The organism is Streptomyces sp. NPDC037288 (genome assembly GCF_055603265.1).
The window spans coordinates 62,072-76,627 of sequence record NZ_JBVJVY010000029.1; the positions used below are offsets into that span (position 1 = coordinate 62,072).

General features: G+C 73.2%; 17 protein-coding genes. 10 read left to right on the top strand and 7 right to left on the bottom strand.

Annotation, left to right across the window (positions count from 1 at the left end; genetic code table 11):
- The first annotated feature begins 137 nt into the window (after nt 1-137).
- Nucleotides 138-1,553, top strand: a complete 1,416-nt coding sequence (locus tag ACZ7GZ_RS28305) for a hypothetical protein (protein WP_471028430.1) — start codon at nt 138-140, stop codon at nt 1,551-1,553.
- A gap of 28 nt (nt 1,554-1,581) precedes the next feature.
- Here ACZ7GZ_RS28305 and ACZ7GZ_RS28310 read toward each other — a convergent pair whose 3' ends face one another.
- Nucleotides 1,582-1,995: a VOC family protein gene (locus tag ACZ7GZ_RS28310; RefSeq protein WP_471028432.1), complete on the bottom strand. Its 414-nt coding sequence runs from the start codon at nt 1,993-1,995 to the stop codon at nt 1,582-1,584.
- 496 nt (nt 1,996-2,491) lie between these two features.
- Here ACZ7GZ_RS28310 and ACZ7GZ_RS28315 point away from each other — a divergent pair, with 496 nt between their 5' ends.
- The 4 genes from ACZ7GZ_RS28315 (at nt 2,492) to ACZ7GZ_RS28330 (ending at nt 6,342) form a co-directional block, all read left to right on the top strand.
- The gene (locus ACZ7GZ_RS28315) at nt 2,492-3,148 is read left to right on the top strand and encodes a PQQ-binding-like beta-propeller repeat protein (protein ID WP_471028433.1); all 657 of its coding nucleotides are present in this window, start codon (nt 2,492-2,494) and stop codon (nt 3,146-3,148) included.
- Between the two features lie 118 nt (nt 3,149-3,266).
- Nucleotides 3,267-4,865 (top strand): ABC-F family ATP-binding cassette domain-containing protein, encoded by a 1,599-nt coding sequence (locus tag ACZ7GZ_RS28320; protein ID WP_471028434.1) that lies wholly within the window; start codon nt 3,267-3,269, stop codon nt 4,863-4,865.
- 323 nt (nt 4,866-5,188) lie between these two features.
- Nucleotides 5,189-5,410 (top strand): helix-turn-helix domain-containing protein, encoded by a 222-nt coding sequence (locus ACZ7GZ_RS28325; RefSeq protein ID WP_004002281.1) that lies wholly within the window; start codon nt 5,189-5,191, stop codon nt 5,408-5,410.
- Nucleotides 5,411-5,538: 128 nt separating this feature from the next.
- Nucleotides 5,539-6,342, top strand: a complete 804-nt coding sequence (locus ACZ7GZ_RS28330; RefSeq protein ID WP_471028436.1) for an enoyl-CoA hydratase/isomerase family protein — start codon at nt 5,539-5,541, stop codon at nt 6,340-6,342.
- A gap of 56 nt (nt 6,343-6,398) precedes the next feature.
- Here ACZ7GZ_RS28330 and ACZ7GZ_RS28335 read toward each other — a convergent pair whose 3' ends face one another.
- Complete coding sequence (locus tag ACZ7GZ_RS28335; protein ID WP_471028437.1) at nt 6,399-7,139, bottom strand: nucleopolyhedrovirus P10 family protein; 741 nt, start codon at nt 7,137-7,139, stop codon at nt 6,399-6,401.
- 101 nt (nt 7,140-7,240) lie between these two features.
- Here ACZ7GZ_RS28335 and ACZ7GZ_RS28340 point away from each other — a divergent pair, with 101 nt between their 5' ends.
- From ACZ7GZ_RS28340 to amaP, 5 genes are read left to right on the top strand one after another with little or no spacing between them, the layout of a single operon-like run.
- The gene (locus ACZ7GZ_RS28340; protein WP_471028439.1) at nt 7,241-7,714 is read left to right on the top strand and encodes an Asp23/Gls24 family envelope stress response protein; all 474 of its coding nucleotides are present in this window, start codon (nt 7,241-7,243) and stop codon (nt 7,712-7,714) included.
- Between the two features lie 48 nt (nt 7,715-7,762).
- The gene (locus tag ACZ7GZ_RS28345; protein WP_471028440.1) at nt 7,763-7,957 is read left to right on the top strand and encodes a hypothetical protein; all 195 of its coding nucleotides are present in this window, start codon (nt 7,763-7,765) and stop codon (nt 7,955-7,957) included.
- 6 nt (nt 7,958-7,963) lie between these two features.
- Nucleotides 7,964-8,320: an Asp23/Gls24 family envelope stress response protein gene (locus ACZ7GZ_RS28350; protein WP_471028441.1), complete on the top strand. Its 357-nt coding sequence runs from the start codon at nt 7,964-7,966 to the stop codon at nt 8,318-8,320.
- Nucleotides 8,320-8,934, top strand: coding sequence for a DUF6286 domain-containing protein (locus ACZ7GZ_RS28355; protein ID WP_471028443.1), 615 nt, complete (start codon nt 8,320-8,322; stop codon nt 8,932-8,934). The genes ACZ7GZ_RS28350 and ACZ7GZ_RS28355 overlap by 1 nt, the downstream gene beginning before the upstream one ends.
- A gap of 5 nt (nt 8,935-8,939) precedes the next feature.
- Nucleotides 8,940-9,521: an alkaline shock response membrane anchor protein AmaP gene (amaP, locus tag ACZ7GZ_RS28360; RefSeq protein ID WP_471028444.1), complete on the top strand. Its 582-nt coding sequence runs from the start codon at nt 8,940-8,942 to the stop codon at nt 9,519-9,521.
- A 23-nt stretch (nt 9,522-9,544) separates the two neighbouring features.
- Here the strand turns inward: amaP and ACZ7GZ_RS28365 are convergent, their stop codons facing one another.
- From ACZ7GZ_RS28365 to ACZ7GZ_RS28385, 5 genes are all read right to left on the bottom strand, one after another.
- Nucleotides 9,545-10,300: an SDR family oxidoreductase gene (locus tag ACZ7GZ_RS28365; protein ID WP_471028446.1), complete on the bottom strand. Its 756-nt coding sequence runs from the start codon at nt 10,298-10,300 to the stop codon at nt 9,545-9,547.
- A gap of 4 nt (nt 10,301-10,304) precedes the next feature.
- Nucleotides 10,305-12,089, bottom strand: coding sequence for a glycoside hydrolase family 15 protein (locus ACZ7GZ_RS28370; protein WP_471028447.1), 1,785 nt, complete (start codon nt 12,087-12,089; stop codon nt 10,305-10,307).
- A gap of 80 nt (nt 12,090-12,169) precedes the next feature.
- A complete protein-coding gene (locus ACZ7GZ_RS28375; RefSeq protein WP_471028448.1) occupies nt 12,170-12,967 on the bottom strand; it encodes an SURF1 family cytochrome oxidase biogenesis protein in 798 nt (265 codons plus the stop codon).
- A gap of 49 nt (nt 12,968-13,016) precedes the next feature.
- On the bottom strand, nt 13,017-13,250 hold the full coding sequence (locus ACZ7GZ_RS28380) for a hypothetical protein (protein WP_471028449.1): 234 nt from the start codon (nt 13,248-13,250) through the stop codon (nt 13,017-13,019).
- A 79-nt stretch (nt 13,251-13,329) separates the two neighbouring features.
- On the bottom strand, nt 13,330-14,322 hold the full coding sequence (locus ACZ7GZ_RS28385; protein WP_471028451.1) for a DEDDh family exonuclease: 993 nt from the start codon (nt 14,320-14,322) through the stop codon (nt 13,330-13,332).
- Between the last annotated feature and the right edge of the window lie 234 nt (nt 14,323-14,556).

Consider the following 14,556-nt stretch of genomic DNA (forward strand, 5'->3'; position numbering starts at 1 on the left):
TCCCGCGCGACTCCAGGCTCCGACTCGTCCGACCGCGACCCCTGGCCGCCGCCCCCAGAGCTGTGAACCAGCGGCGCCCGCGCCGCCCCGCACCCCGGCCGCCGGAGGGCACGCCCGCCCCCGCCGAACTGGCGAGAATGGCACGCACCGGGCTGGCCGGCCCGGTCCGTGTAGCCCGCTGGGCCGACGCCGCACTCGGCCCCGGCAGCGACGCCGCCACCGCCGACGGCAAGGCCACCCTCTCCGCCGTCACCGCCGAGCGCGCCGCCGCCGACCTGGGCCTGAGCGCCGCTCAGGTCCGCGCCGACTGGGACACCGCACGCCTCGCCGGACTCGTCGAGGTGCACGGCGACAGCGCGCGCCCCGGCTGGCGGCTGCGCGCCTGGGACCGCGACGACAGCGCCGTGCTGCGCGGCTGGGTCGCCCTCTTCGACGCCTGGTCGCTCGCCTCCCCGGAACCCGAGGAGTACGAGCCGTCCGCCGTCGCCGAGGTCGTCTCGGCCATGCCGCAGGTGCTCTCCTTCCTCCAGCTGTCCGCCGGCCCCGTGCCGGTCGAGCAGTTGCTCGACCTGCTCCAGCAGCGGGTCACCGAACTACGCACCGAGCGCTGTGAGGTCCCCTACGAGCCCGGCACCCACCACCCCACCGGCTCCGGCCCCGTGCGGCCGGCGGTCCCGGGAGCCCGGCAGCCGGCCGAGCCGGTTCCCGTGCAGCCGGCCGAGCCCGGCACCGGGCAGCCGGTCACGCACGGATCCGGGCAGCCGGCCGCGTACGGGCCCGGGCAGCCGGTGGTGGCCCCGAGCCCGGGCGACCGCGCAGCCGCCGGCGCATCCACCCCGCTCGCCCCGCTCCTCGACTGGGCGCTGCGGGCCCTCGCCGCCGTGGGCGCGCTGACCTACGGCGGCGGGCAGGCCACCCTCACCCCGCTGGGCAGCTGGGCGGTCTGGGTCAAGCTGGAGCAGATCTGCGTGGCCGCGCAGAGCCCGGCCGGCAACATCGAGCAGTCCGCCGAGGACATGCTCCGCGGCTGCGCCCAGCTGCGCCCCAACGCCGCCCGCGCCGAATACCGCGCCTGGCTCGCCGCCCGCCCCGTCGGCAGCGCCGTCACCGAGCTGATCCAGGCCGCACGCGGGGAGGACGCCCTGCTGCGCGGCCTGGCCTTCGAGGCGCTGCGCGTCGTCGGCGCCCCTGCCGAGCCCGACGTACGCGCCGTCGTGGACGAGCCCGCGGTCCGGCCGTACGCCCTGTTGTGGCTCGCCGAGCACGACGGCGCCGACCCGGAGGACGCCCATGAGGTCCTGACCCGTGAGGAGGCGACCTGGCTGTGGGTGGACACCGCCGCGGCCGTCGCCGACCACGGTGAGGCGCCGATGCTGGTCCGGCATCTGGAGTCCGCGGTGCAGCCGACGGTCCCCCGGCTGCTCGACGAGGTCCGCGCCGTCGGGCACCCCCGCACCGTGCAGGTCCTGGTCGCGCTCGCCGCCGCACACCCCGACCCGGCCCTCGCCAAGGCCGTGCGCCGCGCCGCTTTCCAGGTGCACACCGGAGGGTGAGCCGGCCCCGGGCCGGGCCGCCCGGAGGTCAGGCGCCGAGCTCCGGGGCGTACGTCCCGAAGCTCCAGATGTTGCCCTCGGCGTCGCGGGCCATGTAGTCACGCGAGCCGTAGTCCTGGTCGGTCGGGGGCATGAGGATCTCCACGCCGTGCTCCAGGGCCCGCTGGTGGTGGGCGTCCACGTCGTCCACGACGACGTACACCCCGGCGGGGCCCGCGTCCTTCATCGCCGTGTCGAACAGGCCGCCCCGCCCCTTGGAGCCGATCATCACCGCGCCGTTGCCCTGGACCAGCTCGGCGTGCATCACCTTGCCGTCCTGCGTCTCGAACACCGACAGTTCGGTGAAGCCGAGGGCCTCCGTGAGCTGCCGTATCGCCGCCTTGGCGTCCGCGTACAGCACTGTGGGGAAGAGGCTCGGCCGTCCGCCGCCCGTACCTGCCATGCCGATCACTCCTTCGTGCGTCGGTTCCGTGGCGTCTCGTTCAGTCTCGCAGCCGCCACTGACAACGCCTGCTGCCGCTGCCGAACCCAGGTCCGGACAGACCTCGCGGTGCCCGGGATCCGGCTGCCGCTTCGTCCCCTGCCCACACCGGCGCGCACCGTCCGAAGCCTGCGCCGTCTGCACCGCCGTACCGCCGCACCCCCGGACCCACACCCGAACGGGCGACTTCCCGCCCCCGTCCGCTCCGGCACCGGCCCCCACCCGCCGCCCGCGACTACGCTCTGCGCCTGATTCCGCGGCCGAGGACACCGAAGGGGGACAGGTGGCCACCCCACCACCCGCCAACCACCCGCCTCACACCCCCGCCGGGCCACTGCGCGCAACGCCCCGCGCCACCCCGGACACCCCACGCCGCGCAACGCCTCACGGCCGTACCGCGCGCGTGCGTCACGTGCTCGATGTGCGCCCTGTGCGTCCTGCGCGTCCTGTGCGCCGTGTGTGCGCTGTGCTCTGTGGCGTCCTCCTCGCCGTCGCTCTGCTCGGTGTCGCTCATCACGTCCGGCCGGTCCCGTACGCAGACCGCTTCGTGCCGGCCGCGCCCGGGCAGCTGCAGCCGGAGGCCGGAGCGTGGACGTCCCGTGCGCGGGGTGCCGTCGTGGTCGCCTACGACACCCGCACCGGCGTGCCGCGCTGGCGGTACGCGCGCGTGGGGCATCGGCCGGTCGCCGTGCTGACCGCCGGCGAGAAGGCGATCGCGCTGTGGGAGGACGGGCTGCTCACCGGCACGGACGGCCGCTCGGTCCGCTGGCACCGGGCGCTGCCCGACGCGGCCGAGTGGCTCCCCGCCCAGGGCGGCACCGGTGTCCTGCGCCCCCTCGGCCACGGCATCCTCGCGGTCGTCACCCCGCACCGCGTCTCCGCGTACCGCCTCGCCGACGGCGATCTGCGCTGGGTGTTGCCCGCCCGCGCCGACTGCGCGTTCCGGCCGGAGGGCGCCGTACGGCGCGGTGCGGCCCTGCTGATCGCCCAGCCCTGCCTGCGAGGCGCCTGGACCGGGCAGCTCGTGGCCCTGGACGACCTCGGGCGGATCACCCCCGACCGCACGCCCCTCGGCAACGATCTTCCGCGGCCCGGTCCGAACGCGCGGACGTAGAAAAACCGCTTGCACGGCCCCGTTAGACTTATCCCATGGCCATTCTCCTCGCGCATTAGACGGCGGGAACGTCCTCAGCCGCCCACCCGCCAACCCCTGTACGCCCTGGAGTCTGTCCTTGATCTCCGCCTCCGGTATCGAGCTGCGCGCCGGTGCGCGCGTCCTCATCGAGAACGCCACCTTCCGTGTCGCCAAGGGCGACCGCATCGGTCTCGTCGGCCGCAACGGCGCGGGCAAGACCACCCTCACCAAGTGCCTCGCGGGCGAGGGCATCCCCGCCGCCGGCCAGATCACCCGCTCCGGCGAGGTCGGCTACCTCCCGCAGGACCCCCGTACCGGCGACCTGGACGTCCTCGCCCGGGACCGGGTGCTGTCCGCGCGCGGGCTCGACGTGCTCATCCGCAAGATGCGCGAGAACGAGGAGCGCATCGCCAACGGCAAGGGCGCCACCCGCGAGAAGGCCCTCAAGCAGTACGAGCGCCAGGAGACGGAGTTCCTCACCAAGGGCGGGTACGCCGCCGAGGCCGAGGCCGCCACCATCGCCGCCGCGCTGAACCTGCCCGACCGCGTCCTCGGTCAGCCGCTGCACACCCTCTCCGGTGGTCAGCGCCGCCGTATCGAGCTGGCCCGCATCCTGTTCTCCGACGCGGACACCCTGCTCCTCGACGAGCCGACCAACCACCTCGACGCCGACTCGATCATCTGGCTGCGGGACTACCTGAAGACGTACCGCGGCGGCTTCATCGTGATCTCCCACGACGTCGACCTGGTCGAGACGGTCGTCAACAAGGTGTTCTACCTGGACGCGAACCGCTCCATGATCGACGTCTACAACATGGGCTGGAAGCTCTACCAGCAGCAGCGCGAGGCCGACGAGAAGCGCCGCAAGCGGGAGCGCGCCAACGCCGAGAAGAAGGCCGCCGCCCTCAACGCCCAGGCCGACAAGATGCGTGCCAAGGCCACCAAGACGGTCGCCGCGCAGAACATGGCCCGCCGGGCCGAGAAGCTGCTCTCCGGCCTCGACGAGGTCCGGATGTCCGACAAGGTCGCCAAGCTGCGCTTCCCGGAGCCCGCGCCCTGCGGCAAGACCCCGCTGACGGCCGAGGGCCTGTCGAAGTCGTACGGCTCGCTGGAGATCTTCACCGACGTCGACCTCGCCATCGACAAGGGCTCGCGGGTCGTCATCCTCGGCCTCAACGGCGCCGGCAAGACCACCCTTCTGCGCCTCCTCGGCGGCGTCGAGAAGCCCGACACCGGCCAGGTCGTCGCCGGTCACGGCCTCAAGCTCGGCTACTACGCCCAGGAGCACGAGACCCTCGACGCCGACCGCACGGTCCTGGAGAACATGCGCTCGGCCGCTCCCGACATGGACCTGGTCGAGGTCCGCAAGGTGCTGGGATCGTTCCTGTTCTCCGGCGACGACGTCGACAAGCCGGCCGGTGTCCTCTCGGGCGGTGAGAAGACCCGTCTCGCCCTGGCCACCCTCGTCGTCTCCTCGGCGAACGTGCTCCTCCTCGACGAGCCCACCAACAACCTCGACCCGGCGAGCCGTGAGGAGATCCTCGGCGCCCTGCGCACCTACAAGGGCGCGGTCGTCCTCGTCACCCACGACGAGGGCGCCGTCGAGGCGCTGCAGCCCGAGCGGATCATCCTGCTGCCGGACGGCGTCGAGGATCTGTGGGGCTCCGACTACGCGGACCTTGTCGCCCTGGCGTGATCCACTGCGTATGGATCATTCGGCCGATCCGTGATCCATCATCTGTGTGAGATCTCCTCGTATCGGGGTGTGTCGTACACGGATTTCGCGGCCGATCCCCTGCGCGCCAAGGGGTCGGCCGCTTCGCGTCGCTGACCTGGTACTTCGCGAATCCACCCGTTCGGCCGTGCGGACACCACTCCATGGAATTGCGTGTTCCGCTTGTGGGGATCGGCTCCTGTCGTCACAACGATGTCTTACGGACCTTGCCGAATGGGTGGCCATCACGCCCAAGAGGGGTGATCATGAGGAGACCAGAGCGCACTTCCCATGAGGAGGCACGGGTGGCCGAGACTCTGAAGAAGGGCAGCCGGGTGACCGGCGCCGCGCGCGACAAGCTCGCGGCAGACCTGAAGAAGAAGTACGACTCCGGTGCGAGCATCCGGGCGCTGGCCGAGGAGACCGGCCGCTCGTATGGCTTCGTACACCGGATGCTCAGCGAGTCGGGCGTCACGCTCCGTGGGCGTGGCGGAGCGACCCGGGGCAAGAAGGCCGCTTCGTCCTGACTCCGGGCGGCCCACCGGCTTCGATGGTGGCCACCCGGTCGGCGATCTGATCGGCCGGGTGGTTACTGTGCAGTCACTTAAGCATGCCCCCGGCATGCCCGGATGACCGCACCCATCGGAGGCGCCCCATGGCTTCGCCCGACCAGGACCTCGCTCCTGTACTCGACAAGGACGGCGTACGGCTCACCGTCGACGACGCGCTCGCCACGGTGACGCTGACCAACCCGGCCAAGCGCAACGCGCAGAGCCCCGCCCTGTGGCGGGCGCTCACCGAGGCCGGGCGGCTGCTGCCGGGGTCCGTCCGTGTCGTCGTGGTGCGTGGTGAGGGCAGGTCCTTCTCCGCCGGTCTCGACCGGCAGATGTTCACCCCGGAGGGGATCCCGGGCGAGCCGAACTTCATCGACCTGGCACGCCGTGACGACGCCGGGCTCGACGCGAGCATCGCCGAGTTCCAGGAGGCGTTCACCTGGTGGCGGCGCAACGACATCGTGTCCATCGCCGCCGTCCAAGGGCACGCCATCGGGGCCGGCTTCCAGCTCGCGCTCGCCTGCGACCTGCGGGTCGTCGCGGACGACGTGCAGTTCGCCATGCGCGAGACCAGCCTCGGCCTCGTACCCGACCTGACCGGCACGCACCCGCTGGTCGGTCTCGTCGGGTATGCCCGCGCGCTGGAGATCTGCGCGACCGGGCGGTTCGTCGGGGCGGCGGAGGCGGTGGCGTCGGGCCTGGCCAACGTCGCCGTGCCGGGTGGTCAACTGGACGACGCGGTGCGGGACTTGGCGGCAGCGCTGTTGGCCGCGCCGCGGGATGCGGTGGTGGAGACCAAGGCGTTGCTCCGTGGTGCCGTTGACCGTACGTACGACGAGCAGCGTGCGGCCGAGCGGGCTGCTCAGGCTCGGCGACTGCGGGACCTGGCCGGCGTCGGCGAATGAGCCCTGCGCTGGTACGGGCCCCCTGCGAGGCGGCGGCCCGCAGCGGCGGCGGCCCGCTAGTCCACTGCCGTGATCAGCACCGCTACCGTCGGGCGGTCCTCCAGCACGTCCCGGACGACCTCGCGGACCCGCCGGGCCACCTCCACGGCCCGGTGGTCCGGGCCGGTCGTCACCTCCACGCGCACGTGCCGGTGCGGTAGCGCCGTACCGGTCGTGCGCTCCTCAAGACGTACCGCCCGGCCGAGACCGCCCAGGGAGCCCGTCAGACCGGTCACCCCGGGGACGGTCAGTGCGGCCCCGGCCACCCGGGCCTCCTCCGGGTCCGTGGGCCGCCGCGCGGGTGCCGGCCGTGGCGCCCGCGGCTTGGGGGCCGCCTCCTCCGTCTCCAGCAGGTCGGTCACCCGCAGGTCCACCTCCGTCACCGCGAGCCCGAGCCGCTCCGCCGCGGCCGTCGCCAGGGCCAGCCGCACGCGGGACGCCACCGCCGGCAGCGGCTCGTCCGCCGGCGCGGCGAAGTCCGCCGTCAGCCGCAGCGCGCCCGGCGGCAGCGCGCCCGGCGGAGCCGGTACGACGGGCTCGCGCGTCTCCCCCTCGTCGGCGAGCGTGATCCGCAGCGCCCCCAGCCGCACCCCCGGTACCCCGGCCGCCACCGCACGTTCCAGTACCGCCCCGGCCGCGCCCTCCGCGATCCAGGCGCCGTCATGCGGCCCACCGAGCGGCAGCAGCCGGCCCAGCGCCCCTTGATGCCGTACGGCCTGTGCGGCCTGTGCGGCCTGTGTCCATCGCTCCGCCGTCATTCCACCAGCCTGCCGTATCACCGGCGCGCGACCGGGGAACCTTGCATACGGTGGTCGCAGGGGACGAACAGGGGGGTGACGACCGAAAGGGACGGACGGCGATGACCGACATGACGACGACCCCCGAGGGCGACCAGGAACCGCAGGTGACGACCCGTAAGGCCACCCGGCGCGGTGGCGGCGATCCGGCGGCGCGCGGACGGACGACGATCGCCGACGGCGTCGTGGAGAAGATCGCCGGTCTCGCGGCCCGCGACGTGGTCGGCGTCCACGCCCTGGGCAGCGGCCTGGCCCGCACCTTCGGCGCCGTGCGCGACCGGGTGCCGGGCGGCTCCAAGTCGGTGACGCGGGGCGTGAAGGCCGAGGTCGGCGAGGTGCAGACCGCGCTGGACCTGGAGATCGTCGTGGACTACGGCGTGTCGATCACCGATGTCGCCCGCGCCGTACGGGAGAACGTGATCGCCGGCGTGGAACGCATGACCGGACTCGAGGTGGTCGAGGTCAACATCGCGGTCAGCGACGTCAAACTGCCCGAAGAAGAGGAAGAGGAGCCCGAGCCGCCGCGCATCCAGTGACGCGCCGGCGACCCGGTCCCGCACACCCGACGAGCTGAGGAGCGCCGCATGAGCATGGCAGTGATCGGCATGATCGCCGGAATGGCGCTGGGCTTCGCCGGGTACTTCGGCGGCTTCGCCGCCTTCCTGCTGGTGGCGGCCCTGGGTGCGCTCGGGTTCGTCCTCGGCCGGTTCGCGGACGGCGACCTGGACCTGGGTGAGTTCTTCCGCACCCGCGTCGACCGGCGCGACCGGCGGCGGTGACCGGCGGTGGCCGCCGAGACCGGCGTGACGCGCACGGCGTCGGCCCTCGTGCCGCCAGGTGAGCGCGGCTCCACCCGGATCGCCGACCGGGTCGTGGCGAAGATCGCCACGCAGGCGGCCCGCGAGGCGCTGCCGCCGCTGCCCGCCGACGCGGCGGCCCCGCACGCCACGGTCGTCGTCCACCGCGAGGCGGCGCGGGTACGCGTCCATCTCGAACTCGGCTATCCGTGCGACATCGGCGCCCACTGCGCTGCCGTGCGTCGCCAGGTCGCCGAGCGGGTAGGTGCGTTGGTGGACATGACGGTGCCCGAGGTCACCGTCCAGGTCGAGCGGCTGCACCCGGCACCGCACGGGAGGGCGTGATGAGCGAGCCCCGGACGACCACCCCGACCCTCGACAAGGACCCCGGAACCAGCCCGCCCGCCCCCGGGGAAGGCAGCGGCCGCTTCTGGTCGCCGCGCCGCGTCCCGGCCGCCGTCGCAGCGGTCCTGCTGCTGGCCGGCGCCGGGCTCCTGCTGTACGACATCGCCGCCGTACGAGCCCACCACCCCGCCATGCACTGGCGGCGCGCCCTGGCCCGGCAACTGGCCGAACGGCCCCTGGACGACACCTGGGTGCTGACCGGCGCGGCCGTCGTCGCCGTTCTCGGCCTGTGGCTGATCGTCCTCGCGGTCACCCCCGGCCTGCGCGGTCTGCTGCCCATGCGGCGCCCGCACCCCGAGGTCCGCGCCGCACTCCGGCGCGACGCGGCGGCGCTCCTGCTGCGCGACCGGGCCATGGACGTGTCCGGGGTCCGCGCCGTCCGCGTGCGGGTGCGTCGCAAGAAGGCCGGCGTCCGTGCCGTATCTCATTTCCGCGATGTGGACGACGTACGCGCCGACCTGGTCACCGTCCTCACGGACGCGGTCCGGGGTCTCGGCCTGACCCGGCCGCTCACGCTGTCCGTACAGGTGACCCGGCCCGGACGAAAGGGGTGACGTCGATGCGCGGGATCGGCCCGCACCGCCTCGTGCTGGCCCTCCTCGGCCTGCTCCTGCTCGCGCTCGGCGGCGCCGTGCTGGCCGTCGGCCTGGGCGCCCCGCCGCCTTCCTGGTGGATCCACACCGGCCCGCACGACGTCCTGCTCACCCGGGCCGAACGCACCCGCTGGCGGGGTACCGACTGGTGGTGGGCCACGGTCGTCGGCGGCCTGACCCTCGTCGTCCTGCTCGCCCTGTGGTGGCTCACGACGGCCCTGCGCCGCCGCCGGCTGACCGAGATCCTGGTCGACACCGGCGACGGCGGCCGCGCCCTCCTGCGCGCCAGGGCCCTGGAGTCGGCCCTGGCCCAGGACGCCGTCCAGCAGGAGGGCGTGGCCCACGCCGAGATCCTGCTGCGAGGCCGCCGTACGAGGCCCACGACGAGGGGCCGGCTCCACCTTGAGCCGGGGGCGGACCCGGCGGCGGTCCTGACCGGGTTCACGACCCGGGCATGGGCTCACGCACGCCGCTCGGCGGGCCTGGCGTCACTTCCGGCGGAGGTGCGGCTGAGGGCGGTCAAGCACCGTGCGCAGAGGGTTACTTGAGGACCCTGCTCACCTGACGGCCGTCAGAAACCGTGCCGCATCCCGCCATCCACGGGCAACATGACTCCGCTCAGGTAGGACGCGGCCGGAGACAGCAAGAACGCCGCCACCTTCCCGAACTCCTCCGGCGCCCCATACCTCCGCAACGGAATCCTGGACTCGTTCGCAGCCCGGGTGGCCTCAGGATCCGCCGACAACCCGTCCAGCTCCCGCACGCGATCCGTGTCGATACGCGACGGCAGCAGCCCCAGCACCCGGATCCCGCGCGGCCCCAGCTCGTCCGCGAGGGACTTGGCGAACCCGGCGAGTCCCGGCCGCAGCCCGTTGGAGATGGTCAACCCCGGAATCGGCTCGTGCACCGACGCGGACAGCACGAACCCGATGACCCCGCCCGGCTCCAGTTCGGCCGCCGCCGCGCGCGCGATCCTCACCGCACCGAGGAACACCGACTCGAACGCGTCCCGCCACTGCTCGTCGGTGTTGTCCGCGACGAACCCCGGCGCCGGCCCGCCCACGCTCACCAGCACGCCGTGGAACGCGCCGAAGCGCTCACGCGCGGCCGCGATCAGCCGCTCCGGAGCCTGCGCGTCGGCGTTGTCCACGGCGACGCCGACCGCGTTCGCGCCCAGTTCGGCGGCGGTGTCGGCCACCCGCTTCTCGTCCCGTCCGCTGATCACGACCTTCGCCCCGTCGGCGACGAGTTCCCGCGCGGCGGCGTTGCCCAGCCCGCGGGTCGCCCCGGTGACGACGTACACCCGGTCCTTCAGTCCAAGATCCATGGCCCTATCCTGCCCGGTCGTCGCCGAACAGCGTGAGCGCGGTGTTCACCAGCGCGATGTGGCTGAAGGCCTGCGGGAAGTTGCCCAGCTGGCAGCCGCGGACGGGGTCGTACTCCTCGGCCAGCAGCCCCACGTCGTTGACCAGGCCCGCCAGCCGCTCGAACAGCTCCCGTGCCTCCTTCGTCCGGCCGGTCATGTGCAGCGCGTCGGCCAGCCAGAACGAGCAGGCCAGGAAGGCGCCCTCGCCGCTCGGCAGTCCGTCGACCGTCGAGTCCTCGGTGTCGTAGCGGCGCAGGAAGCCGCCGTGCCCGAGGTCGTCGCGGATCGCGTCGACCGTGCCGACCACCCGCGGGTCGTCGGCCGGCAGGAAGCCGACGCGCGGGATGAGCAGCAGCGCCGCGTCGAGTTCGCGGGAGCCGTAGGACTGCGTGAAGGTGGTGCGCTCGGGGTCGAAGCCCTTCTCGCACACCTCCTGGTGGACCTCGTCGCGGAGTCTGCGCCAGCCGTCCAGGTCGCCGTCCAGCTCCTTGTGCTGCTCCAGCGTCCTCACGGCCCGGTCGGCGGCCACCCACACCATCACCTTGGAGTGCACGAACTGGCGCCGGCCGCCGCGCACCTCCCACAGGCCCTCGTCCGGCTGCCGCCACGCCGACTCCAGGAACTGCATCAGGCAGCGCTGCAGGGCCCACATGTGCGGCCGGGTCGGCAGGCCCGACGCACGGGCCAGCGACAGCGAGTCCATCACCTCGCCGTACACGTCGAGCTGGAGCTGGTCGACGGCGCCGTTGCCGACGCGCACGGGGGAGGAACCGGCCAGGCCGGGCAGCCAGGGCAGTTCCGTCTCCGGCAGCCGCCGCTCGCCCGCGACGCCGTACATGATCTGCAGTTCGGCCGGGTCGCCCGCGACCGCGCGCAGCAGCCAGTTGCGCCAGGCCTCGGCCTCCTTGTGGTAGCCGGCGGTGAGCAGCGCGCCGAGGGTGAGGGTCGAGTCGCGCAGCCAGCAGTACCGGTAGTCCCAGTTGCGCACGCCGCCGGGCTGCTCGGGCAGCGAGGTGGTGGCCGCGGCGACGATCCCGCCGGTCGGGGCGTAGGTGAGGGCTTTCAGAGTGATCAGGGACCGCACGACCACGTCCCGGTAGGGGCCGTCGTAGCGGCACTGGCGGGCCCAGCGCCGCCAGCCGGAGACGCTGCTCTCCAGGGCCTCGTAAGGGTCGACGAGCGGCGGCCGGCGCTCGTGCGAGGGGTGCCAGGTGAGCACGAACGCGACCCGATCGCCTTCGCCGAGGGCGCACTCGGAATGGGTGCCGTAGTCCTCGCCCCAGGTGCGCACGGCCGGCTCGGAGCGCAGCCAGGCCGAGTCCGGCCCCGCGACGGCCACCCGGTGCCCGTCCGAGCGGCGCACCCACGGCGTGATCGAGCCGTAGTCGAAGCGGAGACGGAGGGTGCTGCGGACGGTGACCCGGCCGCTGACCCCCTCGACGATGCGTACGACGTCGGGGGCGCGGTCGCGCTGGGGCATCAGGTCGGTGACCCGGACCGTGCCGTCGTCGGTCTCCCACTCGGTGTCCAGGACGAGGGTGTCGGAGCGGTAGGCGCGGCGCGTGCAGGTGTCCGCTCCCTGGGGGGCGATCCGCCAGTAGCCGTGGTCCTCGTCGCCCAGCAGCTTCGCGAAGCAGGCGCCGGAGTCGAAGCGCGGCAGGCACAGCCAGTCGATCGAGCCGTCCCTGCCGACCAGCGCGGCGGTCTGTTCGTCACCGATGAGGGCGTAGTCCTCGATGCGCGCGTCCACGGGATGCGGCTTCCCGGCGGACCAGGGGGCCAATCAGGGGGTGCGCCGGGGGAGTGAAGCCGTCCCCGGGAAACCCGCGGTCACACCGCGGCCGGTGCCGGCTCCTCCGGCTTCGCCTCCGCCGCGGCCTCCTCCTGGTCGCGGATCTCCCGCCGCACCAGGCACCACCAGCCGACCGGGACGGCCGCGGCGAACAGCCACCACTGGATCATGTACGCGTAGTTCAGCGGGGCGTCCTCGCTGCCGGGGTCGGAGATCTGCTCCGGGGAGCCGCCCCTGGCCGTGGGCGCCGTCTGCTCGACATAGCCGCCCAGCACCTGCGCACCGAGCCGGTGCGCCTCCTCCGCGCTGTTGATCAGCATGATCTGCCGGTCGGGGAGCCCCTTGACGTTCTTGATGCCGCTGGCTGCGGTCGTCTCGTCGGCCATCAGCCGCCCGGTGACGGTGATGCGGCCGGCAGGCGGGGCGGGGATCTTCGGGAAGGCGGTCTGGACACCGCCCGCGGGGATCCAGCCGCGGTTGACGAGCAGCACCTTGCCGTCGGTCAGGACGAACGGGGTGAGCACGTGGAAGCCGACCTCGCCGTCGGAGTTGGTCCGGCGCCGGACCACGACCTCCTTGGCGGTGTCGAAGGTGCCGGTCGCGGTGACCGTGCGGTACCTCTCGGTGCGGGTCACGGCGTGCCCGGGGGAGGTCAGCCGCTCGACCGGGACCGGCTTCGCGTGCAGTGCCGAGGAGACCAGGTCGTTGCGGGCGGTGCGCTCCAGGTACCGGTGGTGCTGCCAGAAGCCCAGCCTGATCATCGTCGGGATCAGCGCGATCGCGACGAGCGTGAGGATGACCCACTGGCGGGACAACAGGAAGCGGTAGCGGTGCACCCCACGACGGTACCTCCGAGCCGTGGGGTGCATTCAGGCGGGTACCGGGTCACACCCGGTCGACGATGCCCGTCTTGCCCTCTGCCCGGGCGCAGTGGGCGCCGCAGTACCACTTGTCGTCGGCCTCCACGCCCTGGCCGATGATCTGCACCCGGCAGTGCTCGCAGATGGGGGCCATACGGTGGATCGCGCAGGAGAAGCAGTCGAAGACATGCACCGCGCCCTGTGCGTGGACCTCGAAGGTCATGCCGTAGTCATTGCCGCAGACTTCACATTTCGCCATGCGCCACAGAGTGAGTCGTCGTCGCGGCCAGGGCGAGCGGGTTGCGGGTGAGTCGTGTGCCAATCACTCATCCGTACGATCACTCGTCGGCGGGCTCGACGTCCCGCAGCAGCTGCCCGAACGCGGCCTCGTCGACGACCGGCGTGCCGAACTGGCGTGCCTTGACCACCTTGGACGTGCCCGAGTCGGGGTCGTTGGTCACCAGCAGGCTGGTCAGCCGGGAGATGCTGGACGCCACGTGCAGGCCGGCCTCGGTGGCCCGGTCCTCCAGCAGCTCGCGCTCGACGGACGTGTCTCCGGAGAACGCCACCCGCATGCCCTGTTTGAGGCGTTTGCCGTCTTCGTAGCGCCCTGGGTTGGGGTGGGGGCATGCGGGTCTTTTGCGGGAGGGGCGCCAACTGCCGGACCGGTAGCCGCCGTAGCCCCCGGATCCACCGGACGACTGCCGGGGCACCGGACGGTCCGACCACTCCGTCAGCGGCCGGCACTCCAGCAGCGGCAGCCGTACACCGCCCGCCGCCGCGGCCCGCAGACTGGGCCGGAACGCCTCCGCCAGCACGCGCGCGTCGTCCAGCGCGTGGTGCGCCCGCTGCTGTACGACTCCGTAGTGCGCCGCCAGCGACTCCAGCTTGAAGTTGGGCAGCGGCAGCGCCAGCTCCTTCGACAGCGCGATGGTGCACAGCCGCTGACGCACCGGCGCCTCGCGCTTCGCGCGCGCGTACTCGCGCGCGATCATCTGCCAGTCGAAGACGGCGTTGTGCGCGACCAGCACCCGGCCGTCCAGCCGGGCCGCGAACTCCTCGGCGACGTCCGAGAAGAGCGGCGCCCCTTCCAGCACCTCGCTCGTCAGACCGTGTATCCACACCGGTCCCGGATCGCGCTCCGGGTTGACCAGCGTGTACCAGTGGTCCTCGACCTCGCCGCGCCCGTCCAGCCGGTAGACGGCCGCCGAGATGATCCGGTCGTCCCGGGCCAGGCCGGTGGTCTCCACGTCAACGACCGCGTATCCCTTCGGATACGCGGCCGGCCACTGGGTGGGGGAGGACACTGCGGTCGCACGGTCTTCGAGCATGGTCATTGAGGATACGGGCCACGACTGACAACGGGGTCCCACAGGTGGCGCCGGGACAGCCGGTTCCCCGCCCGGCCGCTCGACCGCCGCACACATGAGCGTGCCGCCCGGCTCACCCCCTGTCAGACGGAAAGCGCAGCCCGAGGGCGTCGGCCCGCGCTTCTCGGCCGACCGCGCCGGAGCGGCCCGGTGGGCGCCGTTCGTGCCGGGCCCGCGCCCTGGCCGGCGAACCCG

What these genes read in the sequence shown, in the direction of transcription:
- ACZ7GZ_RS28305 (WP_471028430.1), top strand. Translation starts at nt 138, where the DNA reads ATGGCACGCACCGGGCTGGCCGGCCCGGTCCGTGTAGCCCGCTGGGCC.
- ACZ7GZ_RS28355 (WP_471028443.1), top strand. Translation starts at nt 8,320, where the DNA reads ATGAGCGAGCCCCGGACGACCACCCCGACCCTCGACAAGGACCCCGGA.
- amaP (WP_471028444.1), top strand. Translation starts at nt 8,940, where the DNA reads ATGCGCGGGATCGGCCCGCACCGCCTCGTGCTGGCCCTCCTCGGCCTG.
- ACZ7GZ_RS28340 (WP_471028439.1), top strand. Translation starts at nt 7,241, where the DNA reads ATGACCGACATGACGACGACCCCCGAGGGCGACCAGGAACCGCAGGTG.
- ACZ7GZ_RS28310 (WP_471028432.1), bottom strand. Translation starts at nt 1,995, where the DNA reads ATGGCAGGTACGGGCGGCGGACGGCCGAGCCTCTTCCCCACAGTGCTG.
- ACZ7GZ_RS28365 (WP_471028446.1), bottom strand. Translation starts at nt 10,300, where the DNA reads ATGGATCTTGGACTGAAGGACCGGGTGTACGTCGTCACCGGGGCGACC.
- ACZ7GZ_RS28345 (WP_471028440.1), top strand. Translation starts at nt 7,763, where the DNA reads ATGAGCATGGCAGTGATCGGCATGATCGCCGGAATGGCGCTGGGCTTC.
- ACZ7GZ_RS28335 (WP_471028437.1), bottom strand. Translation starts at nt 7,139, where the DNA reads ATGACGGCGGAGCGATGGACACAGGCCGCACAGGCCGCACAGGCCGTA.
- ACZ7GZ_RS28380 (WP_471028449.1), bottom strand. Translation starts at nt 13,250, where the DNA reads ATGGCGAAATGTGAAGTCTGCGGCAATGACTACGGCATGACCTTCGAG.
- ACZ7GZ_RS28385 (WP_471028451.1), bottom strand. Translation starts at nt 14,322, where the DNA reads ATGCTCGAAGACCGTGCGACCGCAGTGTCCTCCCCCACCCAGTGGCCG.
- ACZ7GZ_RS28330 (WP_471028436.1), top strand. Translation starts at nt 5,539, where the DNA reads ATGGCTTCGCCCGACCAGGACCTCGCTCCTGTACTCGACAAGGACGGC.